Here is a 21,631-nt window from a genome sequence, read left to right on the forward strand (position 1 = left end):
TTGGTCGCCCCGCGCCCGGCGGAGCGCAGCGGCCGGGCCGCCGCACTTTTCGAGGGGGAGCCGGCGGCCCGGCCGGCCTCTTGGAGGAGGCGTTTCAGTCAAGCGGCCGGAAACTCTCCGCGACAGCGCGCGCACGGTGCGGGTTCGCGCACTCCGTTCACACCCCGTGTGAAGGCGGACGCACTACAGTGTCGCCACTGAGCCACCGGGGGGCACCCATGCAGCCCAACACCTTGCTCGACGCGATCCTGGACGAGGCCGGGATCTCGCACGCGGGCCTGGCAGCGCACGTCAACCAGGCGGGGCGGGGCCGCGGACTCGCCCTCCGGTACGAACACACCGCGGTGGCCCGGTGGTTGAAGGGCCAGCGGCCACGCGGCCAGGTGCCCGACCTGATCTGCGAGGTGCTGGCCGCCCGTCTGCACCGGCCGCTCACGCTCGACGACATCGGCCTGGGCGTGCCGGGCGAGCCGTCCGCTCCGCACGGCACCTCGCTGTCCGGCTTCGTCGAACGCGCCACCGCCCTGTGGCGCTCCGACGAGCAGCAGCGACCGCACATACTCGGCGCCCCCGCCGTGACCGGCACGCCCGCCGTCATGCCGGTGTGGGAGTGGGAGAACCCGCCCGAGGACGTGGACGTCTCGCGCGGCGGCCCGCACCGGGTCACCCCGGGCGACATCGAGATGCTGCGCGCCGCCCGCACGCATTACGAGCAGATGTACCGCAAGGCCGGCGGCGTCGCGACCCGCAGCCGCGTCGTGGGCTTCCTCAACGCCGAGGCGGCCCCGCTGCTGCGCGGCGGTTACACCGACGCCACCGGCCGTCAACTACACCGCGCCACCGGTGCCTTGGTGGCGATCGCGGGCATCTGCGCCTACGACTCCGACGCGCACGGCCTCGCCCAGCGCTACTTCCATCAGGCGCTCAGGCTCGCGAAAGCCAGCGGGGACCGGGGACTTGGGGCGTATGTGATAGCGCTGCTGGTCAACCAGTCGCTGTTCATGAGGGAGTACCGCCAGGCCGTCGCCTTCGCCGAGGCCGCGCTGCGCGCCGCCGACCAGCACATCACGCCCGCGCTCGCCTCCGACCTGTACGCGATGCAGGCCAAGGCGTACGCCCACCTCGGCGACGGCACGAACGCGCTGTCCCGCATCCGGCGGGCCGAGGCCGCCGCCGAACGCATCCAGCGCGGACACGAGCCCGACGAGACCGGCTATGTCCAACCGGGCCTGGTCAACGTGCAGGTGGCGGAGGCGCTGCTCAGCCTCGGCGAACTGGCGGCGGCGCAGGAGCACGCGACGGCCGCCGTGGACACCCCCGCGCATGACCGCGGCCGGGTGCACCGCCTCGCCATGCTCAGCACGATCGAGCTGCTCCAGGGCGACGCCGACAAGGCGGTGGCCACCGCGGTGCGGATGGCCGAACAGGCCCGTGGCATGGAGTCCCAGCGGCTGCGGGACAGACTGCGCGCGGTGCGCGAGCACCTGGTGCGCAGCGGCTGCGCCGGTACCGCGGAGGCGGCCGAACTGATCGACGGGGCGCTGCGCGTGCCGCTGTGACGATCCCGCCGTGCCCCGAGCGGCTCCCTGTGCGCCTGCTGCGGGACCGCTCCGGCTGCGATATTGCCACTGACCCGACGGAAGGTGGCACAGCCGTGCAGTGGACGAAACAAAGCGAACAAACTGTGTACGCGAACCGCTGGTTCACCGTCAACCTCGCGGACGTCGAGCTGCCGGACGGCCGACACCTCGACCACTTCCTCATCCGGCTGCGGCCGGTCGCCGTGGCCACGGTGGTGAACGAGGCCAACGAAGTCCTCCTGCTGTGGCGCCACCGCTTCATCACCGACAGCTGGGGCTGGGAACTCGCGGCGGGCGTCGTCGAGGACGGCGAGGACATCGCGGCCGCCGCCGCCCGGGAGCTGGAGGAGGAGACCGGATGGCGGCCCGGTCCCCTGCACCGTCTGATGAGCGTGGAGCCGTCCAACGGCCTCACCGACGCCCGCCACCACATCTACTGGTCGGACCGGGGCGAGTACGTCGGACACCCCGTGGACGACTTCGAGTCCGAACGCCGCGAATGGGTGCCCCTCAAGCTGGTCCCCGACATGGTCGCCCGCGGCGAGGTCCCGGCCGCCAACATGGCGGCGGCGTTACTGCTCCTGCACCACCTCAGGCTGGGATGACGGTCGGACGTGGACGCGATCAGGCGTAGGTGTAGAAGCCCGAGCCGCTCTTCCGGCCCAGCCGGCCGGCGTCCACCATGCGCTGGAGCAGCGGGGGAGCGGCGTACAGCGGCTCCTTGTACTCCTCGTACATGCTCTGCGCCACCGAGGCCACCGTGTCCAGGCCGATCAGGTCCGACAGCTTCAGCGGGCCCATCGGGTGAGCGCAGCCCAGCTCCATGCCGTTGTCGATGTCCTCGCGGCTGGCGATGCCCGACTCGAACATCCGGATCGCGGAGAGCAGGTAGGGGATCAGCAGCGCGTTGACGACGAAGCCGGAGCGGTCCTGGGCGCGGATCGCGTGCTTGCCGAGCACCTTCTCGGTGAACAACTGTGCCCGGCCCAGCGTGCCTTCGGAGGTGGTCAGCGCCGGGATCAGCTCGACCAGCTTCTGCACCGGGGCCGGGTTGAAGAAGTGGATGCCGATCACCTGGTCGGGCCGCGCGGTGGCGACCGCCAGCTTCACCAGCGGGATCGAGGAGGTGTTGGAGGCGAGGATCGCGTCCGGCCGGGTCACCACCTGGTCGAGGACCTGGAAGATCTCGGTCTTGACCTGCTCGTTCTCCACGACGGCCTCGATCACCAGGTCGCGGTCGGAGAATTCGCCGAGGTCGGTGGTGAAGCTCAGCCGCGCCTGCGTCGCCTCCTGCTCCTCCTCCGTGATCTTGCCGCGCTCGGCCGCCTTGGCCAGGGAGTTGAACAGCCGGGTACGGCCGATCTCCAGGGCCTCGCCGGTGGTCTCGGCGACCTTCACGTCCAGGCCGGCCCGGGCGCACACCTCGGCGATACCCGCACCCATCTGGCCACAGCCCACCACTCCGACGCGCTCGATGTCTGTCACATCGTCCCTTTCGCTGATCTACGGCGTGTGGCAGGCGGCCCCTGGTTCTGGTGCCTGCTCCGATCGTGCACGTTACCCCCGCGGCACCGATGATCGACCGCCCGGGTCGGGCATGCTGGCCCGGTACACGATCCGTGACGGCGCGGATCCACGGCGTACTGGGATGTCCGGATGGGCCGAGTGACACGACGGGCGTTCACCGTCACCGCGCTGTCGGCCCTGGCGGTCACCGGGGACGCGGCCACCGCGACGGGACGCCCGCGTACGACCACGGACGCCCGCGGCCGGAGCACCGCCACCGAGATGCGCGGCATGTGGCTGGCCACCGTGGACAACCGAGACTGGCCCTCGCGCACCGGACTGAGCGCGGCCCGGCAGCACGGCGAGCTGACCGCCCTGCTCGATGTGGCGGTGCGCCGCCGGCTCAACACGGTGATGTTCCAGGTGCGCCCGACCGCCGACGCGCTGTGGCCCTCGCCGTACGAGCCGTGGTCGCAGTACCTGACCGGCACCCAGGGCAGGGACCCCGGCTGGGACCCGCTCGGCACGGCCGTACGGGAGGCGCACGCCCGGGGCCTGGAGCTGCACGCCTGGTTCAACCCGTACCGGATCGCCCTGCACGCCGACCCGTCCCGGCTGGCCGCCTCCCACCCGGCCCGCAAGCACCCCGACTGGGTGGTCCCGTACGGCGGAAAGCTCTACTACAACCCGGGTCTGCCCGCCGTACGGGCCTTCGTGCGGGAGGCGATGCTCGACGCGGTGCGCGGATACCCCGTGGACGGCGTCCACTTCGACGACTACTTCTACCCGTACCCGGTGGCGGGCCGGTCCTTCGACGACGCCGCCGCCTACGCCCGCCACGGCGGCGGCTTCGCGAGCCGGGCCGCCTGGCGGCGGGACAACATCGACCGGCTGGTCCGCGAGACGGCCGAGGCCGTCCGGAGGATCCGGCCCGGCGCGCAGTTCGGGATCAGCCCCTTCGGGGTGTGGCGCAACGCCTCGACCGACCCACGCGGCTCGGACACCCGGGCGGGCGCCCAGACGTACGACGACCTGTACGCGGACACGCGCACGTGGGTCGAGGAGGGCTGGATCGACTACGTCGTCCCGCAGCTGTACTGGAACATCGGCCTCGCCGCCGCCGACTACGCCACCCTGGTGCCCTGGTGGGCCGAGGTGGCCCGGGGCAGCCGTACGGAGCTGTACGTGGGAGAGGCGCTGTACAAGGCGGGCGACCCGGCGCAGGGCGCGGCCTGGCAGGACCCGGACGAACTGTCCCGCCACCTCACCCTCGCGGCCAGGTACCCCGAGGTGCGCGGGCATGTGTTCTTCGGCGGGAGGGAGGTCGCGGCCGACCCGGCGGGCGCGATGGCGCGGGTGGTCGCCGGCCACTACCGGCAGCCGGCGAAACCTCCGCGCTGATCTACCGCTGTCGGGTCGTCCTGTGCCGGATCTCGGTGTCGGGGCCGGGCGAGCATACGCCCTCGTGTCCGTCCTCGAAGCGGACGCGGTAGGGCGGGTTCCCCTCCTGGCCCATCACTTCGACGATCTCGCCGACCTTGTCGTGCTGGCCGACCACCCTGCCGTGCTGGACAAGCTGGTCACCCTTGGTTGCGCGCATCGGGGCCTCCTCACCGAATGCGGGAGCAGCGGTCCGTGTTCTTGAGTCTACGGCGGAGCACGCCGCCTGGCAGCGGGTCGTACGGCTCCTCAGCCACGCACCCGCTGGGTGACGGCGATGCAGACGAGCACGGCGACGGCCGTCAGCGGGGCGGCCGGCGTCAGGTGCTCGCCGAGCAGCAGCACCGACCACACCAGTGTGAGCAGCGGCTGGGCCAGCTGCAACTGGCTCGCCTTCGGGATGCCGACGGCCGCCATGCCCCGGTACCAGACGACCAGGCCGAGGAACTGCGAGCCCGCCGCGACCCACAGCAGCCCGGTCACGCTGTGCACACCCAGGTGCACGGGCTCGTACGCCAGCGCGAGCGCCGCGCCGGGCACGGTGAGCGGCAGGCACAGCACCAGCGCCCAGCCGATGACCTGCCAGCCGGGCATGACGCGGGCCAGCCGGCCGCCCTCGGTGTAGCCGGCGGCGCAGATCAGCAGGGCGCCGAAGAGGTAGCCGTCGGCGGCGGTCAGGGCGCCGCCGCTCTGCCGCACGGTGAAGCCGGCCACGGCCGCCGCGCCCGCCAGCGCCGCCACCCAGAACGTGCGTGAGGGACGGGTGCCGACGCGCAGCGCGGAGAACAGCGCCGTGGTCAGCGGCAGCAGGCCCACGACGACGGCGGCGTGCGCGGTGGTGGAGGTCCGAAGGGCGAGCGTGGTGAGCAGCGGAAAGCCCAGGACCACTCCGGCGCCCACGACCGCGAGCCCGGGCCAGTGGCGGCGCACGGGCGGGGAGACGCGCAGCGCCAGCAGACAGCCGCCCGCGATGACGGCGGCGAGCACGCTGCGCACGGCCACCAGCGACCAGGGCCCGAAGCCTTCCAGGCCCCAGGCGGTGGCCGGGAAGGTCAGGGAGAAGGCGACGACGCCGAGGGCGGCCTGGAGGGTGCCGGCGCGGGTCCGCGCCGGGGCGTCCACTGCTATCGGTGTCGTCGCGATAGCGCTACTCTGTGCTCTCATGCAACAGCGTAGCAGCGTTGATGAACTCGCCCGACAGCTGCGACAGGAGCTGAACCGCTACTCGCCGGGTGGAAAGCTCCCGTCGAGCCGGGCCCTCGTCGAGCGCTACCGGGTGAGTCCCGTGACCGTCTCGCGGGCCCTGGCGCAGCTGGCCGCCGAGGGCCTGGTGGTCACCCGGCCCGGCGCCGGCGCGTTCCGCGCGGCGCAGCGCGCGAAGGCCGCTGTCGCCAACGACACCTCCTGGCAGGAGGTCGCGCTCAGCGCGGACGGCGCCGCCGACCTCGTACCGCGCACGGTGGACGCCTCCGGCGTCACGGTCTCGCTCGCCGCGCCCCCGCCGGGTGTGATCGAGTTCAACGGCGGTTATCTGCACCCCTCGCTCCAGCCCGAGCGGGCCATGGCCGCGGCCCTCTCCCGCGCGGGCCGCCGCCCCGGAGCCTGGGGACGGCCGCCGCTGGAGGGGCTGCCGGAACTGCGGGAGTGGTTCGCACGGAGCATCGGCGGACCGGACGGCACCGTCACCGCCGCCGAAGTCCTGATCACCGCCGGCGGCCAGTCCGCGCTCACCACCGCCCTGCGCGCGCTCGCCCCGCCCGGCGCCCCGGTCCTGGTCGAGTCGCCCACCTACCCGGGCATGCTGGCCATCGCCCGCTCCTCCGGGCTGCGGCCCGTGCCCGTGCCCGTCGACGCCGACGGGGTGAGACCGGAGCTGCTCGCCGACGCGTTCCGGGCGACCGGCGCCCGCGTGTTCGTCTGCCAGCCCCTGTTCCAGAACCCCACCGGGGCCGTCCTCGCTCCCGAACGGCGCACGCAGGTACTGCGGACCGCCCGCGAGGCCGGTGCGTTCGTCGTCGAGGACGACTTCGTACGACGGCTCGTGCACGAGGACTCCGGCCCCCTGCCGCCCCCGCTCGTCGCCGACGACCCGGACGGAGTCGTCGTTCACGTCGGCTCGCTGACCAAGGCCACCTCGCCCAGTTTCCGGGTGAGCGCGCTGGTCGCCCGCGGCCCGGTCCTGGAGCGGTTGCGCGCCATCCAGGTCGTCGACACCTTCTTCGTACCGCGGCCCCTGCAGGAGGCGGCCCTGGAACTGGTCGGCTCACCCGCCTGGCCACGCCATCTGCGCACCCTCGCCGCCGAGTTGAAGAGCCGCCGCGACGCGATGACCACCGCGCTGCGGCTGCACCTGCCCGAACTCGCCCTCCCCCACGTCCCGTCCGGCGGCTACCACCTCTGGCTGCGCCTGCCCGACGGCGCTGGGGGCACCTCCCAGGCGTTCGGCTCCGGGGGAGAGTTCGCCCTGACCGCCGCCGCCCTGCGCGCCGGCGTCGCCATCACCCCCGGCCGCCCCTACTTCAGCGCCGAACCTCCCGCCGCCCACCTGAGGTTGAGCTTCGCCGCGGTCGCCGGCGCGGTAGAGATCACCGAGGGCGTACGCCGCCTGCGCACGGCCTGCGCGGAGACACTCGCCTGACGGCCGCCCAGGGAAAACGGCTCGGCACCGCCACCCTGACCTGCGAGTACTATCGCGCCATGCATGACACCCCACACCTCGCCGACGGCTACGAGATCTCCACCGACCCGGACCGCCTCGACGTCGAACGCGTCCACCGCTGGCTGTCCACGGACGCCTACTGGGCGCTGGGCCGGACGCGGGAGAAGCAGGACCGGGCGATCGAGGGGTCGCTCAACTTCGGAGTGTTCGAGGTGCTTTCAGGGGAACAGGTGGCGTATGCCCGGGTCGTGACCGACCGGGCCACCTTCGCCTGGCTGTGCGACGTGTACGTCGACCCGGCCGTGCGCGGCAAGGGCATCGGCACGGCGCTCGCCGGCGCCGTACGCGAGCACCTGCGGCCCTACGGGCTGCGGCGCGTCATGCTGGCCACCCACGACGCGCACGGCGTGTACGAGAAGCTCGGCTTCCGGCCGCTGGAGCGGCCCGGGCAGTGGATGGCGCTCGCTTTCGAATAACCTCGCGGTAACACCCCTTGACCTGCTCACTCTCCCGGCCCACGATCGCGGCATGGCAGTTCGGGTCACGTTCGTCGCCGCGGCGCGCAGCTCCCCGTTGCTCGCCGAGCGGTTCGAGGACGACCGGCAGCTCGACCAGGCAGGCTGGGACGAGGTGTGGCGGGTCGCCCAGGAACTGCTGCCGCTCGCCGCCGCCGACCTGCGCTATTGCTCGCCCACTCCGCGCAGTCGCGCCACCGGGGACGCCCTCGGCTACGCCCCGCTCGTCCAGCTCGCCCTGCGGGACTGCGACATGGGCCGCTGGCGCGGGCTCACACTGGGCGAGGCGATGGCCCGCGAGCCGCAGGCCGTGGACGCCTGGCTCGCCGACCCGCGCGGCACCCCGCACGGCGGCGAGTCGCTGCTGTCCTTCATCACCCGCGTCGGCGGCTGGCTCGACACCCGGCCCGTCGAGGACGGCTGCCGCGTCGTCGCCGTGGCCGAGCCCTCCGTGATCCGCGCCGCCCTGGTCTACGCCCTGAAGGCGCCCCCGTCCATCTACTGGAACATCGACGTCCGCCCCCTGTCGACCACCACCGTCACCGGCCACGCCGGCCGCTGGTACCTCCGCCTCGACGGCGTACCGGCTCCGCTCCCGCGCGCGTAGTCCCGCGTCCCGGACGGCGAACCCACCAGCCGTCCGGCGGCCTGGCCTGGCGCTGCCGCCGTTGCATAAACGTGCAGCGATACGTATAGTCATGCCATCAAGGAGGAGGGTTCATGGCTGTACGTGTGGCGGTCGCCGGAGCGAGTGGATACGCGGGCGGAGAGGCGCTGCGGCTGCTGCTGGCGCACCCCGAGGCCGAGATCGGCGCCCTGACCGGGAACTCCAACGCCGGACAGCGCCTCGGCGCGCTGCAGCCGCACCTGCTGCCGCTGGCCGACCGCGTCCTTGCGGAGACCACCCCCGAAGTCCTCGCCGGGCACGACGTCGTCTTCCTCGCCCTGCCGCACGGCCAGTCCGCCGCCGTCGCCGAGCGACTCGGCCCCGACGTCCTCGTCATCGACCTGGGCGCCGACTTCCGGCTGAAGAACCCGGCCGACTGGGAGAAGTTCTACGGCTCCCCGCACGCCGGCACCTGGCCCTACGGCCTTCCCGAACTTCCGGGTGCCCGCGCCGCGCTGGAGGGGTCCAAGCGCATCGCGGTACCCGGTTGCTACCCCACCGCCGCCTCCCTCGCCCTCTTCCCGGCGTACGAGGCCGGCCTCGCCGAGAACGAGGCCGTGATCGTCGCCGCCTCCGGCACCTCCGGCGCCGGCAAGGCACCCAAGCCGCACCTGCTCGGCTCCGAGGTCATGGGCTCCATGTCCCCCTACGGCGTCGGCGGCGTCCACCGGCACACCCCCGAGATGATCCAGAACCTCAGCGCGGCGGCGGGGGAGCCGGTCACCGTGTCCTTCACGCCCACCCTCGCGCCGATGCCCCGCGGCATCCTCGCCACGTGCAGCGCGAAGGCCAAGCCCGGCGTGACCGCCGAGTCCGTGCGCGCCGCCTACGAGAAGGCCTACGCCGACGAACCCTTCGTCCACCTCCTCCCCGAGGGACAGTGGCCCGCCACCGCGGCCGTGTACGGCTCCAACGCCGTACAGATCCAGGTCGCCCACGACCCCGCCGCGCACCGCGTCGTCGCGATCAGCGCCATCGACAACCTGACCAAGGGCACCGCGGGCGGTGCCGTGCAGAGCATGAACATCGCCCTCGGGCTCGACGAGACCACCGGACTTTCCACGATCGGAGTCGCACCGTGAGCGACGCACGTGCAGCCACCGGGCCGCAGACGACTGGGGGTACCTCCCAGGCCGTCCAGGCACTGGGGGAGACGGCCGCACCGCTGCGCTGCACGGGCGGCAGTGACATCAGCCGCTACCGCGGCGGGGCGAACAAGGAGATGCAGTGAGCGTCACGGCAGCCAAGGGATTCCAGGCGGCGGGCATCGCCGCCGGGATCAAGGAGAACGGCAACCCGGACCTGGCCCTCGTGGTCAACACCGGGCCCCGCCGCGCCGCCGCCGGCGTCTTCACCTCCAACCGCGTCAAGGCCGCCCCGGTGCAGTGGTCCGAGCAGGTCCTCAAGACCGGCCGGCTCTCCGCGGTCGTCCTCAACTCCGGCGGCGCCAACGCCTGTACGGGGCCCAAGGGCTTCCAGGACACCCACGCCACCGCCGAGAAGGCGGCCGACGTGCTCGGCGTCGGCGCCATCGAGGTCGCCGTCTGCTCCACCGGCCTGATCGGTGTCCTGCTCCCCATGGACAAGCTGCTGCCGGGCGTCGGGGCGGCCGCCGCCCAGCTCTCCGAACACGGCGGCGAGAAGGCCGCCATCGCCATCAAGACCACCGACACCGTCCACAAGACCTCCGTCGTCACCAAGGACGGCTGGACCGTCGGCGGCATGGCCAAGGGCGCCGGCATGCTCGCCCCCGGCCTCGCCACCATGCTCGTCGTCCTCACCACCGACGCCGACCTCGAGGCCGGCGCACTCGACAAGGCCCTGCGCGCCGCCACCAGGGTCACCTTCGACCGGGTCGACTCCGACGGCTGCATGTCCACCAACGACACCGTGCTGCTGCTCGCCTCCGGCGCCTCCGAAGTCACCCCGGAGCACGAGGAGTTCGCCGAAGCCGTACGGGCGGTGTGCGACGACCTCGGGCAGCAGCTCATCCGGGACGCCGAGGGCGCCAGCAAGGACATCAAGGTCGAGGTGGTCAACGCCGCGACGGAGGCCGACGCCGTGGAGGTGGGCCGCTCCATCGCCCGCAACAACCTCCTCAAGTGCGCCATCCACGGCGAGGACCCCAACTGGGGCCGCGTCCTGTCCGCCATCGGCACCACCGGGGCCGCCTTCGAGCCCGACCGGCTCAACGTCGCCATCAACGGCGTCTGGGTGTGCAAGAACGGCGGCGTCGGCGAGGACCGCGAGAAGGTCGACATGCGCTACCGCGAGGTCCACATCGTGGCGGACCTCGCCGCCGGTTCCGAGACCGCCACCATCTGGACCAACGACCTGACCGCCGACTACGTCCACGAGAACAGCGCATATTCATCATGAGCACGGGAACGACTCGTAAGCACACGGCCCTGCCGAAAGCCCAGATCCTCATCGAGGCGCTGCCCTGGCTGACCCGGCACCACGGTAAGACCGTCGTCATCAAGTTCGGCGGCAACGCCATGGTGAACGAGGAGCTGAAGTCGGCCTTCGCCCAGGACGTCGTCTTCCTGCGGCACGCCGGTCTGAAGCCGGTCGTCGTGCACGGCGGCGGCCCGCAGATCAGCGCGGCCCTGGACAAGCACGGCATCGTCAGCGAGTTCAAGGCGGGCCTCAGAGTCACCACCGAGGACGCCATGGACGTCGTACGCATGGTGCTGGCCGGGCAGGTGCAGCGGGAGCTGGTCGGGCTGCTCAACCAGCACGGGCCGTTCGCCGTCGGCCTCACCGGCGAGGACGCGCACACCATCACCGCCACCAAGCACACCCCCGAGATCGACGGCGAGCTGGTCGACATCGGACGGGTGGGCGAGATCACCGAGATCGACACGGGCGCGATCGAGGCACTGCTCGCCGACGGCCGCATCCCGGTCGTCTCCTCGATCGCCCGCTCCCAGGACGACAGCGACAATGGACATGTCTACAACGTCAATGCTGATACGGCGGCTGCGGCACTCGCTGCGGCGCTGGGCGCCGAAACCCTCATGGTCCTCACCGACGTCGAGGGTCTTTACGAGGACTGGCCGAACTCCGACGAGGTGATCAGCCGCCTGACCGCGAGCGAGCTGGAGAAGCTGCTGCCGGAGCTGTCCTCCGGCATGGTCCCGAAGATGGAGGGCTGCCTGCACGCCGTCCGCAACGGGGTGCGCACCGCCCGCGTCATCGACGGCCGGGTCCAGCACTCGATCCTGCTGGAGATCTTCACCGACGAAGGCATCGGCACGATGGTCGTGCCGGACGAACAGGGGGAGTCATGAGCAACCAGGGCGTGAACCAGGGCGTGAGCAACGAGCAACTGACCGCGCGCTGGCAGGGCGCGCTCATGAACAACTACGGCACGCCGCGCCTGCCCCTCGTCCGCGGCGAGGGCGCGAGGCTGTGGGACGCCGACGGCAACGAGTACCTGGACTTCGTCGGCGGCATCGCGGTCAACGCGCTCGGCCACGCCCACCCCGCCGTCGTCGAGGCCGTCAGCCGGCAGATCGCCTCCCTCGGGCACGTCTCCAACCTGTTCATCGCCGAACCGCCCGTCGCCCTCGCCGAGCGCCTGCTGCAGCTCTTCGGCCGGGACGGCAAGGTGTTCTTCTGCAACTCCGGAGCCGAGGCCAACGAGGGCGCCTTCAAGATCGGCCGGCTGACCGGCCGTCGGCACATGGTCGCCACTGAAGGAGGCTTCCACGGCCGTACGATGGGCGCGCTCGCGCTCACCGGCCAGCCCGGCAAGCAGGAGCCGTTCCTGCCGCTGCCCGGCGAGGTCACGCACGTGCCGTACGGGGACGCGCAGGCGCTGGCCGCCGCCGTCACCGAGGACACCGCCCTCGTCGTCATCGAGCCCATCCAGGGAGAGAACGGCGTCGTCGTACCCCCGCCCGGCTATCTGAAGGCGGCCCGCGCGATCACGGCGGCCACCGGCGCGCTGCTGGTCCTCGACGAGGTGCAGACCGGCATCGGCCGTACCGGGCACTGGTTCGAGTACCAGGCCCACGACGGCGTCCTGCCGGACGTCGTCACCCTCGCCAAGGGCCTCGGCGGCGGGCTCCCGCTCGGCGCCACCGTCGCCTTCGGGCGCGCCGCCGAACTGCTCCAGCCCGGCCAGCACGGTACGACCTTCGGCGGCAACCCGGTCGCCTGCGCCGCCGGACTCGCGGTGCTGGACACCATCGGGGGCGAGGGGCTGCTGGAGAACGTCAAGCGGCAGAGCGAGAAGCTGCGCGAGGGAATCGAGTCCCTGGGCCACCCGTTGACCGGCCATGTCCGGGGCGCCGGCCTGCTCCTGGGTATCGTGCTCACCGAGCCGCTCGCGCCGCAGGTGCAGCAGGCGGCTCAGGAGGCCGGTTTCCTGGTGAACGCGCCCGCTCCCGACGTCGTACGGCTGATGCCGCCGCTGAACCTCGGCGACGACGCGGTGGACGCCTTCCTCGGAGCGCTGCCCGGCATCCTGGACGTGGCAGGCGGGGACGGATGATCCGGAGAATGGGACGACGATGAGTCAGGCGCAGGACTACGGGCAGACCGGGCAGACCGAAGCCGCGAACTCCGGGCCCGGCGTGCCGCAGACGCGAACCGCGCGCCACCGCCGGATCGTGGACATCCTCAACCGGCAACCGGTGCGGTCGCAGAGCCAGTTGGCGAAGCTGCTGGCCGACGACGGGCTGAGCGTCACCCAGGCGACGCTGTCGCGGGACCTGGACGAGCTGAACGCGGTGAAGATCCGCAACACCGACGGCGACCTGATCTACGCGGTGCCGAGCGAGGGGGGTTTCCGCACGCCGCGTGCGCCGCTGGGGGAGTCGGCCAAGGAGGAGCGGATGCGGCGGCTCTCGCAGGAGCTGCTGATCTCCGCGGAGGCCTCCGCGAATCTCGTGGTGCTGCGGACCCCTCCGGGGGCGGCGCAGTTCCTCGCCTCGGCGATCGACCAGGCCGAGCTGCACGACATCCTCGGGACGATCGCCGGCGACGACACGCTGCTGTTGATCAGCCGGGATCCCAGTGGGGGGCAGGCGCTGGCGGACCACCTGCTGCGACTGGCCCAGAACGGACACTGACCCAGCTGCGGGCAGTCGTGCCTCCCTCAGTGCTGAACGCCTGGGGGACCCCAGGGCGGTGGGGGTCCCCTGCTCGAGCGAAGCCGAGAGCTCGGGGGGAGGGTGGGTGCTGGGGGCACCCCCTGTTCGAAGAGCTCGGGGGCGGCACCCCGCGAGCGCGGGCGAGCCGACCCACCCCTCGGCAGCAACGCCGCTGAACCCTCACCCCAGCCAGGCGGCAAGCCCTGCCGTACACCTGACCTCGTCGCCCGCCGTGATCAGCAGCGCTTCCACGTCCGGCAGTGACTCCAGCCAGGCCAGCCCCTCCCGCGAGCCCATCGCGAACGCGGCCGTGGCCCAGCAGTCCGCCCAGGTCAGCCGGGGGGCGACCACCGTGACCGCCACCAGGTCGGTGACCGCGGAGCGGCCGGTGCGGGGGTCCACGATGTGGGCCCCGCGCTCCGCCGTACCCGACGTGGCCACCGCCAGCTCCTCCGCCCCCGCCGCGGAGACCACCGCGGCCAGGGCACCGGGGCGCAGAGGGTCCGACACGCCGACCCGCCAGGGCCGCTGCGGGCCGGGGGAGCCCAGTAGCTGCACATCCCCGCCGCCGTTCACGCTGACCCCGTTCACGCCCGCCGCCGCGATCCGCCGGGCGGCCCGTTCGGTGGCCCAGCCCTTGACGATCCCGGTCGGGTCCAGGTCCCCCTGGTGGCGCAGGCTGAACCAGCCCTCGCCGACCCGCTCGGCCTCGGCGCCCAGGGCGAGGACCCCGGCGACCTCGGGATCGCACTCCTCCACGGTGAGCTCCCCGCGCGCGAGGCGGGAGATCTGGCTGTCGTCGCGGTAGGTGCTGAACACCTCGTCGACCCGGTGCAGCCCTGCTACCGCCTCGCGCAGTGCCGTCCGAACCGCGTCGGGTTCCCCGCCGCGGACGTCGAAGGAGAAGACCGTCCCCATGACCTCCTCCGCGTGACGTACCGCGGCGGGAGCCTTCGCCGACTCGGCCACGGCCTCAGCCACCGGCCTGGTCCAGTGCCGACTGCAGCGACTGCTTGTAGCCGCTGCTGGTGTAGGTGGCCCCGGACACCGTGTCGATGTCCGCGCTGCCGGCCGCGACGGCCGCCTGGTTGAGCCTGGGCACGGCCAGGTCGGTCTTCTGGCCGCTGACCCCGCCCTGGGGCGCCTGCACCGCCTCGGCCTCGGTGATCTTCCCGCCGCTGACCGTGATGCGGACCTGCACCGGCCCGTACTGGGTCTGGGCGACCTTGCCGGTGACGGTACGGGCCTGGGCGGCACCGGAGCCCGAAGAACCCGAGGAGCCCGAAGAACCCGAGGAGCCGCCGCTCGCCTTCACCTTGTCCAGTGCCGACTGCAGCGACTGCTTGTAGCCGCTGCTGGTGTAGGTGGCCCCGGACACCGTGTCGATGTCCGCGCTGCCGGCCGCGACGGCCGCCTGGTTGAGCCTGGGCACGGCCAGGTCGGTCTTCTGGCCGCTGACCCCGCCCTGGGGCGCCTGCACCGCCTCGGCCCCGACGATCCTCCCGTCGCTGACGGTCAGCCTGACCTGCACGTTGCCGTACTGGGTCCGGGCCACGTCGCCGGTGACGTTCCGCGTGCCCGTCCGCTGCGCGCCGCTACCGCCCTGCGGCGACTCCTGCGCCGCCGCGGGCGGCAGCGGGGCCGCGCCGGCCGCCGAGGCGGAGGCCGGGTCGGACGCCGGCTTCAGCGACAGCAGCAGCACGATGCCGGACACGGTCGCGGCGCCGGCGAGCACGGCACGTCGGACGGGGTGGCTCTTCCTCATCTTCTCCCAAGCTCCTGAAGTCCCGTCGCTCACATCTCGAACGACTCGTGATGGATGCGGCGGGCGGGGACTCCCGCGCCGCGCAGTGCCTCGTACACCGACTGCGCGAAACCGGGCGGGCCGCACATGAAGACGTCGTGGCGGTCGATGTCGGCGATCTTCCGCTTCAGGGACTCCGCGGAGATGTCGGGGCGTTCGCCGTCGGGGCTGTTCACCGCGTACATCAGCCGGGCGCCGCGCTCGTCGGCGATCTTCGCCAGCTCGTCCCACAGGGCCAGGTCCTCGGTGCTGTTGGCCCGGTAGAGCAGCGTGATGTCACCGGCCGCGCCCGGCAGCGTCTCGAACAGTGCCCGCATCGGGGTGATGCCGACACCGCCCGCGACCAGCAGCACCTTGCCCTGGCTGCGCCGGGACGCGGTCAGCGCGCCGTACGGGCCCTCCGCCCACACCCGGGTGCCGGGCTCCAGCTCGCGCAGCCGGGCGCTGTGGTCGCCGATCGCCTTGACGGTGATGCGCAGCAGGTCCGGGCGGGGCGCCGCCGACAGCGAGTACGGGTGCGAGGAGAACCGCATGCCGGGCGCCAGGAACCGCCAGCGGAAGAACTGCCCGGCCTCGGCGCCCATCCGGTGCAGTTTCCTGCCGCCGATCAGCACCGACACGATGCCCGGCGACTCCTCGATCACCGCCTCCACCCGCATCTTGTGACGCAGGTTCAGCCGGATCGGGGTGAGGATCCGGTACCAGACCACCAGCGCGGTCACCGCGCCGTACAGGGCGTACCAGAAGGTCTTGGCGGCCGGCTCGACGGCGAAGTCGTTGCCGGTGGTGATCTGGTGCCAGAACGTCAGGAACACCGCCGCGTACGTGAACAGGTGCACGTGGTACCAGGTGTCGTACGGCATCAGGCGACGCACCGGGCCGATCGAGACCAGCCCGATGACGACCAGCAGTCCGGTGCCGATGGCGGCCTTGCCCATGTCGGGCAGCTCGTTGACGGAGCTGATCGTCTGCTGCACGATGTCGCCGAGCGACTTGCCGGCCTGCAGCGCGTAGCCCCACATGGTGAGGAAGACGTGCGCGATCACCAGGCAGAGCGTGTAACGGCCGCTCATGGCGTGCCAGCGGGCGACCCGGTCGGATCCGACCCGGCGTTCCAGGGCGGGCACGCGCGCCATCTGCAGGACGACCAGCGCCATGAGGTAGCCGGCGAGCAGGCCGGTGATCCGGCCCGCGTTGAGGATCTTTCCGCCTGTGTCGGCGATGGACGGGGTGTTCATCCACCACAGCCAGACGACGCCCGCGGCGCCCGCCGCGACGGCGAGCAGCAGCGGGACGGCGGGAGAGCGACGCGGCCGGATGCGGCGCATCGTCTGGCGCCGGGCGGCGCGGCCTCCTGCGAGCGTGGTGGTCACGGTTCCTCCGTGGCGATTCGACCCTTGGTCGCCCACAGATACGTGGCGCGTCCGCCGAGCGTTCAGTGGCTCGCCGAGTCCAACGCGGACTGAAGTGATCGGCGGTAACCGTCGCTTGTGTAGGTGGCTCCCGAGACCGTGTCGATGTCCGCGCTCTGCGCGGCCAGCGCCTCCCTTCGCAGCTGGGGGACGGCGTAGCCGCTGATCTCCCGGTCCCGTGGGTTCTCCGTGGGGTAGGAGAGCGCGGTCACCTCCGTGATCCGGTTGTTCTTGAGCGTGACCCGCACCTGGACGGGGCCCCAGCGGGTCCGCACCGTCTCGCCGGTGACGGTCCTGGCGCCGGTGGACCCACTGGACGCGCTCGCGCCGCCGGAGTGAGCGGGCGCGGGTGCCGCGGCGATCTGCGGCGGTGTGTGCGGCTTCAGCGACAGCAGCATCACCAGCCCGGAGACGGTGGCGGCACTCGCCAGCACGACGCGGCGCAGCGGACGGTTCTTCTTCAACGCGTGCAACTCGGCCTCACAGCTCGAACGACTCGTGGTGGATACGGCGGTCCGGCACCCCGGCGGCGCGCAGCACCTCGTACAGGTCCCGGGCGAAGGCGTGCGGACCGCAGATGTACACGTCGTGCCCGGCCAGGTCGGAGACGGCCGCGCGCAGCGACTCGACGGTGATGCGGGGGCGCTCGCCGCGCGGTCCGTTCAGCGCGTACAGCACCCGTGCTCCGCGCCGGCGCGCTATGGCCTCCAACTCGCCGCCCAGGGCGAGGTCTTCAGCCGTGCGTGCCCGGTACAGCAGGGCGACGTCACCGGGCAGGGTCTCGAACAGTGCCCGCATCGGGGTGATGCCGACCCCGGCGGCGATCAGCAGTGACTTGTGCGAGGTGCGCCGGTCGGCGGTCAGCGCGCCGTACGGGCCCTCCGCCCACACCCGGGTGCCCGGCCGCAGCAGCGGCACGGCCGCGCTGTGGTCGCCGAGCGCCTTCACCGTGATGCGCAGCAGGTCCGGGCGGGGCGGCGCCGACAGGGAGTACGGCGTCGACGTCCGGCTCATGCCCTCGGCGAGGAACCGCCAGCGGAAGAACTGCCCGGGCCGCGCACCCAGTTCGTCCAGCCGGTGGCCGCGTACGACGACGGAGTACACCCCCGGCGCTTCCTGGTGCACCGCCTCGACCCGCATCCGGTGCCGCCGGTTGAGCCGCACCGGGACCAGGATCCGGAACCACAGCACCAGGGCGGCGACGCCCAGATACAGGACGTACCAGGCGGCGGTGGCCGCGGTGTGGCCGTTGAACTCGTTGCCGAGGGCGAGTTGGTGCCCGAAGGCGAGGAAGACGGCGGCGTAGGTGAGCAGGTGCACGTAGTACCAGAACTCGTGACTGGTACGGCGGCGCACCGCGCGGGCCGAGGTGATGCCGACCGCGAACAGGATCACCGTGCCGGCGGTGGCCTTGAGCATCTCCGGGTAGTCGAGCACCACGGTGACCGCCTCGCGCACGAGGGAGGAGCCGTCCTGGGCGGCGTACCCGGCCAGGACCAGCACCACGTGCGCGACCAGCAGGCACACCGTGTAGCGGCCGGCCATCGCATGCCAGCGGGCCACCCGGTCCGAGCCGATCCGCCGCTCCAGCAGCGGCACCCGCGCCATCAGCCCCACGAGCACCGCGCAGGCGTACCCGCACAGCAGGCCCGTGATCCGCCCGGCGCCGGTCAGCCGGCCCGCCGCACCCACGACGGAGGCGGTGTCGTACCACCACAGACCGACCACCGCGGCGGCCCCCGCCCACAGCAGCGCGAGCACGGCGCCCGCCGGGGAGCGCCGTGTCGCCAGTGGCACGGGCGGTGCCGCCCGCCGCTCGTACGCCGTGGTCATCTCGTTCCCCGTCCTTTCTCCGGTACGGGACGCAACTGTGCGCGGCGAACCTCTGAGGACGCTCTGAGCGGCGGACCCCGACGGGGCACTCTCAGGAAATTCTTAAAGATCCTCCGGCGCCGCACCGGCCGGCGACCGGCGATGCTGGAGGGGCCATGAACACCTCCCGCCCGAACCCACCCGCCCTGCCCGCCCTCACCCGCCTCGACGGCACCCCCGTGCGCGTCCTCGTCGTCGACGACGACCCGGACCTCGCCGAGGTGCTCTCGGGCGCCCTGCGCTACCAGGGCTGGCAGGTCCGCACCGCCGGCGACGGGGCCTCGGCCGCCGCCGCGGCCCGCGAGCTGCGGCCCGACGCCGTCGTCCTCGACGTGATGCTTCCGGACACCGACGGCTTCGCCGTGCTGCGCGAGCTGCACGCCGTGCAGCCGGACGTCTGTGTGCTCTTCCTCACCGCGCGGGACGCGGTGGAGGACCGCATCGCGGGGATCACCGCGGGCGGCGACGACTACGTGACCAAGCCGTTCAGCCTGGAGGAGGTGGTCGCCCGGCTGCGCGGACTGCTGCGCCGTGCCGGCATGGCCCGGCAGTCGGAGGAGGGCCCGCGGTTGACCGTGGGCGACCTGGTCATGGACGAGGACGCCCGTGAGGTCACCCGGGCGGGAGAGCTGATCGAGCTGTCCCCGACCGAGTTCGAACTGCTGCGCTTCCTGATGCACAACCCGCGCCGGGTGCTGAGCAAGGCGCAGATCCTGGACCGCGTGTGGTCGTACGACTTCGGCGGCCAGGCGCATGTGGTGGAGCTGTACATCTCCTATCTGCGCAAGAAGGTGGACGCCGGCCGGGAGCCCATGATCCACACCGTGCGCGGGGCCGGGTACGTACTGAAGCCGGCACTGCGGTGAGGGCGTCGCCGCGGGCTTCGGCCCGGTGGACACGGCGGCTGCCCCGGCTGCGCACGCTGCGCGCCCGGCTCACCTTCGGCCTGGTGGTGCTGCTCGCCGTGAGCTGTGCCGCCGTCGGGGTGGCCGCGGTCTGGGAGCTGGACGGCTTCCTCACCGGCCGGCTGGACCAGCAGCTGCGGCAGACCGGGTCGAGCTTTCCGCAGAGCCTGGAGCACGGCACGGTCACGGCCACCAAGCCTTCGGACCACGACGGCGACGAGCACGGCGACACCCGCCGCCAGGCCGCCGGGACCTTCGGCGCCCGGCTGCTCACCGGCACGGTGACGCATGCGGCGGTGGTCCCGTCCCGGTCCCGTCCGGACTTCGGCGTCACCCTCACCGCCGCCGACCGCAGGGCCCTGGCCACGCTTCCGGTGGACCGTGGCGGCCATACGGTGTACCTGTCCGCGTTGGGCGACTACCGGCTGGCTGCCTGGCCGGGGCGGGACGGCGACGTGCTGATCACCGGGCTGCCGATGGAGCCGGTGCGGGCCACGGTCCACCGGCTCGAACTGGTCGCCGGGGCCGTCTTCGGGCTGGCGCTGGCCGTCGCCGGGGTCACCGGGGCCCTGTGGGTGCGCTGGTCGCTCCGGCCGCTGAGCCGGGTCGCGGAAACCGCCACCCGGGTCAGCGAGCTGCCGCTGGCCAGCGGCGAGGTGGCGCTGCCGCCACGGGCGCCGCGGGCCGACCCGCGCAGCGAGGTGGGCCGGGTCGCCGCCGCCTTCAACCGCATGCTCCACCACGTCGAGGACGCGTTGACCAAACGGCACGCCAGTGAGGAGCGGCTGCGCAGCTTCGCCGCCGACGCCAGCCACGAGCTGCGCACCCCGGTCGCCTCGGTGCGCGGACACGCCGAGCTCGCCCTGCTGCACCCGGGGCCGGTGCCGCCCGAGATCACCCGAGCCCTGGAGCGCATCGCCGCCGAATCCGCACGGATGGGCGAGATGGTCGACGAGATGCTGTTGCTGGCCCGTCTGGACGCCGGCCGCCCCCTGGAGCGCCGCCCGGTCGACCTCACCCGCCTGGTCCTGGACGCGGTGACGGACGCCCGGGCCGCGGGACCCGAGCACCGCTGGACCATGGAGCTGCCGGAGGACCCGGTGACGGTGACCGGTGACGCCCACCGGCTCCAACAGGTGCTGGCCAACCTGTTGGCCAACGCGCGTCTGCACACACCCGTGGGCACCAAGGCGACGGTGTCCCTGGACCTCGAGACGCCTTCCGGCGCGGCTGTCCTGCGGGTCCACGACGACGGCCCCGGCGTCCCCGAGGACGTCCAGCCGGGCGTCTTCGAACGCTTCACCCGCGCCGACCGCCGCCGCACGGACCCGTCCGGCGGCGCCGGAGCGGGACTCGGCCTGTCGATCGTGGCGGCCGTGGCTCAGGCCCACGGGGGGAGCGTGAGTCTGGACAGCCGCCCCGGTTCCACGACGTTCACGGTGCGGCTGCCGACGGGCGACGGAGGGCTCAGACCGTGGACGGCGGCAGGGGCAGCGGCAGTCCGGGCAGGCCGTCCAGACTCGTGACCACGTGCTCCTTCCTGGTGAAGTACTCGTTCAGCGAGGCGTCGTCCTCGCGCGCGAAGCGCTTGCCGTGCAGGTCGCGGTCCGCCTCGTACGCCATGAAGGGCACCGCGTATCCGCAGGTGTCCCGGATCAGTTCGGCGCGTACGACGATGATCGCGCGCAGCCCGTGCGAGGCGGGGTCGATGTCGGGGAAACGGGCGAGGAGTTCCTCGAAGCGCGGGTCGTCGCGGAAGACCGGCTCGCCCCTGCCGTGGAGGCGCACGATGGTGGGCGGGCCCTGGAAGGCGCACCACATGAGGGTGATCCGGCCGTTCTCGCGCAGATGCGCGATCGTCTCCGCGTTGGACCCGGCGAAGTCCAGGTAGGCCACGGTGCGTTCGTCGAGCACCGCGAAGGAGCCCTTCAGGCCCTTGGGGGAGAGGTTGACCGTGCCGTCGCCGGACAGCGGAGCGGTCGCGGTGAAGAAGAGGGGCTGCTCCTCGATGAAGGTGCGCAGCCTGCCGTCTATGCGCTCGTAGGTCTTTCCCATGCCCAACGATTATCCGGGCGGTTCTTTTGACTGTCCGAGGAATTGCGGGATCGATCCGGCTCGCCCACCGTGGCCGCCCCGGCCGGCGCTTCCTCGGGGCGGCCACGGCTGCCT

Annotated in this window: 23 protein-coding genes; 14 read left to right on the plus strand and 9 right to left on the minus strand. The window is 72.6% G+C overall.

Annotated elements, in window-relative coordinates:
• Window positions 1-218 precede the first annotated feature (218 nt).
• The gene (locus ACX25U_RS29430; protein WP_454384435.1) at window positions 219-1,559 is read left to right on the plus strand and encodes a transcriptional regulator; all 1,341 of its coding nucleotides are present in this window, start codon (window positions 219-221) and stop codon (window positions 1,557-1,559) included.
• 95 nt (window positions 1,560-1,654) lie between these two features.
• Window positions 1,655-2,185: an NUDIX domain-containing protein gene (locus tag ACX25U_RS29435; RefSeq protein WP_454384437.1), complete on the plus strand. Its 531-nt coding sequence runs from the start codon at window positions 1,655-1,657 to the stop codon at window positions 2,183-2,185.
• A 19-nt stretch (window positions 2,186-2,204) separates the two neighbouring features.
• Here ACX25U_RS29435 and ACX25U_RS29440 read toward each other — a convergent pair whose 3' ends face one another.
• Window positions 2,205-3,065, minus strand: coding sequence for a 3-hydroxybutyryl-CoA dehydrogenase (locus tag ACX25U_RS29440; protein ID WP_454384439.1), 861 nt, complete (start codon window positions 3,063-3,065; stop codon window positions 2,205-2,207).
• A gap of 171 nt (window positions 3,066-3,236) precedes the next feature.
• On the opposite strand from ACX25U_RS29440, the gene ACX25U_RS29445 reads away from it, so the two are divergent.
• Window positions 3,237-4,487: a glycoside hydrolase family 10 protein gene (locus ACX25U_RS29445; protein WP_454384441.1), complete on the plus strand. Its 1,251-nt coding sequence runs from the start codon at window positions 3,237-3,239 to the stop codon at window positions 4,485-4,487.
• A gap of 1 nt (window position 4,488) precedes the next feature.
• Here the strand turns inward: ACX25U_RS29445 and ACX25U_RS29450 are convergent, their stop codons facing one another.
• Together ACX25U_RS29450 and ACX25U_RS29455 are read right to left on the minus strand one after the other, a co-directional pair.
• A complete protein-coding gene (locus tag ACX25U_RS29450) occupies window positions 4,489-4,686 on the minus strand; it encodes a DUF1918 domain-containing protein (protein ID WP_454384443.1) in 198 nt (65 codons plus the stop codon).
• Between the two features lie 89 nt (window positions 4,687-4,775).
• On the minus strand, window positions 4,776-5,690 hold the full coding sequence (locus tag ACX25U_RS29455) for a DMT family transporter (protein ID WP_454384445.1): 915 nt from the start codon (window positions 5,688-5,690) through the stop codon (window positions 4,776-4,778).
• On the opposite strand from ACX25U_RS29455, the gene ACX25U_RS29460 reads away from it, so the two are divergent.
• The 9 genes from ACX25U_RS29460 (at window position 5,689) to ACX25U_RS29500 (ending at window position 13,448) form a co-directional block, all read left to right on the plus strand.
• Window positions 5,689-7,164, plus strand: coding sequence for an aminotransferase-like domain-containing protein (locus ACX25U_RS29460; RefSeq protein WP_454384447.1), 1,476 nt, complete (start codon window positions 5,689-5,691; stop codon window positions 7,162-7,164). The genes ACX25U_RS29455 and ACX25U_RS29460 overlap by 2 nt on opposite strands.
• Before the next feature lie 59 nt (window positions 7,165-7,223).
• Window positions 7,224-7,661 carry a GNAT family N-acetyltransferase gene (locus ACX25U_RS29465; RefSeq protein ID WP_454384449.1) on the plus strand — a complete coding sequence of 146 codons (438 nt, stop codon included), beginning with the start codon at window positions 7,224-7,226 and terminating at the stop codon, window positions 7,659-7,661.
• A gap of 52 nt (window positions 7,662-7,713) precedes the next feature.
• Complete coding sequence (locus ACX25U_RS29470; protein WP_454384451.1) at window positions 7,714-8,307, plus strand: histidine phosphatase family protein; 594 nt, start codon at window positions 7,714-7,716, stop codon at window positions 8,305-8,307.
• Window positions 8,308-8,420: 113 nt separating this feature from the next.
• Window positions 8,421-9,449, plus strand: a complete 1,029-nt coding sequence (gene argC, locus ACX25U_RS29475) for an N-acetyl-gamma-glutamyl-phosphate reductase (RefSeq protein ID WP_454384453.1) — start codon at window positions 8,421-8,423, stop codon at window positions 9,447-9,449.
• Window positions 9,446-9,598, plus strand: coding sequence for a hypothetical protein (locus ACX25U_RS29480; protein ID WP_454384455.1), 153 nt, complete (start codon window positions 9,446-9,448; stop codon window positions 9,596-9,598). The genes argC and ACX25U_RS29480 overlap by 4 nt, the downstream gene beginning before the upstream one ends.
• Window positions 9,595-10,746, plus strand: coding sequence for a bifunctional glutamate N-acetyltransferase/amino-acid acetyltransferase ArgJ (gene argJ / locus ACX25U_RS29485; protein ID WP_454384457.1), 1,152 nt, complete (start codon window positions 9,595-9,597; stop codon window positions 10,744-10,746). Before ACX25U_RS29480 ends, argJ begins: the two co-directional genes overlap by 4 nt.
• The gene (gene argB / locus ACX25U_RS29490; protein WP_454384459.1) at window positions 10,743-11,660 is read left to right on the plus strand and encodes an acetylglutamate kinase; all 918 of its coding nucleotides are present in this window, start codon (window positions 10,743-10,745) and stop codon (window positions 11,658-11,660) included. The genes argJ and argB overlap by 4 nt, the downstream gene beginning before the upstream one ends.
• A gap of 23 nt (window positions 11,661-11,683) precedes the next feature.
• Window positions 11,684-12,868 carry an acetylornithine transaminase gene (locus ACX25U_RS29495; protein ID WP_454394567.1) on the plus strand — a complete coding sequence of 395 codons (1,185 nt, stop codon included), beginning with the start codon at window positions 11,684-11,686 and terminating at the stop codon, window positions 12,866-12,868.
• Window positions 12,869-12,887: 19 nt separating this feature from the next.
• Window positions 12,888-13,448, plus strand: a complete 561-nt coding sequence (locus ACX25U_RS29500; RefSeq protein WP_454384461.1) for an arginine repressor — start codon at window positions 12,888-12,890, stop codon at window positions 13,446-13,448.
• A gap of 201 nt (window positions 13,449-13,649) precedes the next feature.
• On the opposite strand, the gene ACX25U_RS29505 is transcribed toward ACX25U_RS29500, so the two are convergent.
• The 5 genes from ACX25U_RS29505 to ACX25U_RS29525 form a co-directional block, all read right to left on the minus strand.
• Complete coding sequence (locus ACX25U_RS29505; RefSeq protein ID WP_454394569.1) at window positions 13,650-14,387, minus strand: FAD:protein FMN transferase; 738 nt, start codon at window positions 14,385-14,387, stop codon at window positions 13,650-13,652.
• A gap of 55 nt (window positions 14,388-14,442) precedes the next feature.
• On the minus strand, window positions 14,443-15,234 hold the full coding sequence (locus tag ACX25U_RS29510; RefSeq protein ID WP_454384463.1) for an FMN-binding protein: 792 nt from the start codon (window positions 15,232-15,234) through the stop codon (window positions 14,443-14,445).
• 29 nt (window positions 15,235-15,263) lie between these two features.
• A complete protein-coding gene (locus ACX25U_RS29515) occupies window positions 15,264-16,646 on the minus strand; it encodes a ferredoxin reductase family protein (RefSeq protein WP_454384464.1) in 1,383 nt (460 codons plus the stop codon).
• Window positions 16,647-16,708: 62 nt separating this feature from the next.
• Entirely contained in the window at window positions 16,709-17,158 is a 450-nt protein-coding gene (locus ACX25U_RS29520; RefSeq protein WP_454384466.1) for an FMN-binding protein, read from the minus strand.
• 7 nt (window positions 17,159-17,165) lie between these two features.
• The gene (locus ACX25U_RS29525; protein ID WP_454384467.1) at window positions 17,166-18,518 is read right to left on the minus strand and encodes a ferredoxin reductase family protein; all 1,353 of its coding nucleotides are present in this window, start codon (window positions 18,516-18,518) and stop codon (window positions 17,166-17,168) included.
• A gap of 155 nt (window positions 18,519-18,673) precedes the next feature.
• Between ACX25U_RS29525 and ACX25U_RS29530 the strand changes: the two genes are divergently transcribed.
• Both ACX25U_RS29530 and ACX25U_RS29535 read left to right on the plus strand, forming a co-directional pair.
• Window positions 18,674-19,423, plus strand: a complete 750-nt coding sequence (locus ACX25U_RS29530) for a response regulator transcription factor (RefSeq protein WP_454384469.1) — start codon at window positions 18,674-18,676, stop codon at window positions 19,421-19,423.
• Complete coding sequence (locus ACX25U_RS29535) at window positions 19,420-20,988, plus strand: sensor histidine kinase (protein ID WP_454384471.1); 1,569 nt, start codon at window positions 19,420-19,422, stop codon at window positions 20,986-20,988. The genes ACX25U_RS29530 and ACX25U_RS29535 overlap by 4 nt, the downstream gene beginning before the upstream one ends.
• On the opposite strand, the gene ACX25U_RS29540 is transcribed toward ACX25U_RS29535, so the two are convergent.
• A complete protein-coding gene (locus ACX25U_RS29540; protein ID WP_454384473.1) occupies window positions 20,930-21,517 on the minus strand; it encodes a pyridoxamine 5'-phosphate oxidase family protein in 588 nt (195 codons plus the stop codon). The two genes, ACX25U_RS29535 and ACX25U_RS29540, sit on opposite strands and share 59 nt — an antisense overlap.
• Window positions 21,518-21,631: the final 114 nt, after the last annotated feature.

The sequence above is a fragment of the Streptomyces sp. JNUCC 63 genome, assembly GCF_054366325.1.

Bases quoted from the DNA above. Each gene is read 5' to 3' on its own strand.
- ACX25U_RS29430 (WP_454384435.1), top strand. From the start codon at position 219: ATGCAGCCCAACACCTTGCTCGACGCGATCCTGGACGAGGCCGGGATC.
- ACX25U_RS29445 (WP_454384441.1), top strand. From the start codon at position 3,237: ATGGGCCGAGTGACACGACGGGCGTTCACCGTCACCGCGCTGTCGGCC.
- ACX25U_RS29450 (WP_454384443.1), bottom strand. From the start codon at position 4,686: ATGCGCGCAACCAAGGGTGACCAGCTTGTCCAGCACGGCAGGGTGGTC.
- ACX25U_RS29460 (WP_454384447.1), top strand. From the start codon at position 5,689: ATGCAACAGCGTAGCAGCGTTGATGAACTCGCCCGACAGCTGCGACAG.
- ACX25U_RS29455 (WP_454384445.1), bottom strand. From the start codon at position 5,690: ATGAGAGCACAGAGTAGCGCTATCGCGACGACACCGATAGCAGTGGAC.
- ACX25U_RS29465 (WP_454384449.1), top strand. From the start codon at position 7,224: ATGCATGACACCCCACACCTCGCCGACGGCTACGAGATCTCCACCGAC.
- ACX25U_RS29470 (WP_454384451.1), top strand. From the start codon at position 7,714: ATGGCAGTTCGGGTCACGTTCGTCGCCGCGGCGCGCAGCTCCCCGTTG.
- argC (WP_454384453.1), top strand. From the start codon at position 8,421: ATGGCTGTACGTGTGGCGGTCGCCGGAGCGAGTGGATACGCGGGCGGA.
- argB (WP_454384459.1), top strand. From the start codon at position 10,743: ATGAGCACGGGAACGACTCGTAAGCACACGGCCCTGCCGAAAGCCCAG.
- ACX25U_RS29500 (WP_454384461.1), top strand. From the start codon at position 12,888: ATGAGTCAGGCGCAGGACTACGGGCAGACCGGGCAGACCGAAGCCGCG.
- ACX25U_RS29505 (WP_454394569.1), bottom strand. From the start codon at position 14,387: ATGGGGACGGTCTTCTCCTTCGACGTCCGCGGCGGGGAACCCGACGCG.
- ACX25U_RS29510 (WP_454384463.1), bottom strand. From the start codon at position 15,234: ATGAGGAAGAGCCACCCCGTCCGACGTGCCGTGCTCGCCGGCGCCGCG.
- ACX25U_RS29525 (WP_454384467.1), bottom strand. From the start codon at position 18,518: ATGACCACGGCGTACGAGCGGCGGGCGGCACCGCCCGTGCCACTGGCG.
- ACX25U_RS29530 (WP_454384469.1), top strand. From the start codon at position 18,674: ATGAACACCTCCCGCCCGAACCCACCCGCCCTGCCCGCCCTCACCCGC.
- ACX25U_RS29540 (WP_454384473.1), bottom strand. From the start codon at position 21,517: ATGGGAAAGACCTACGAGCGCATAGACGGCAGGCTGCGCACCTTCATC.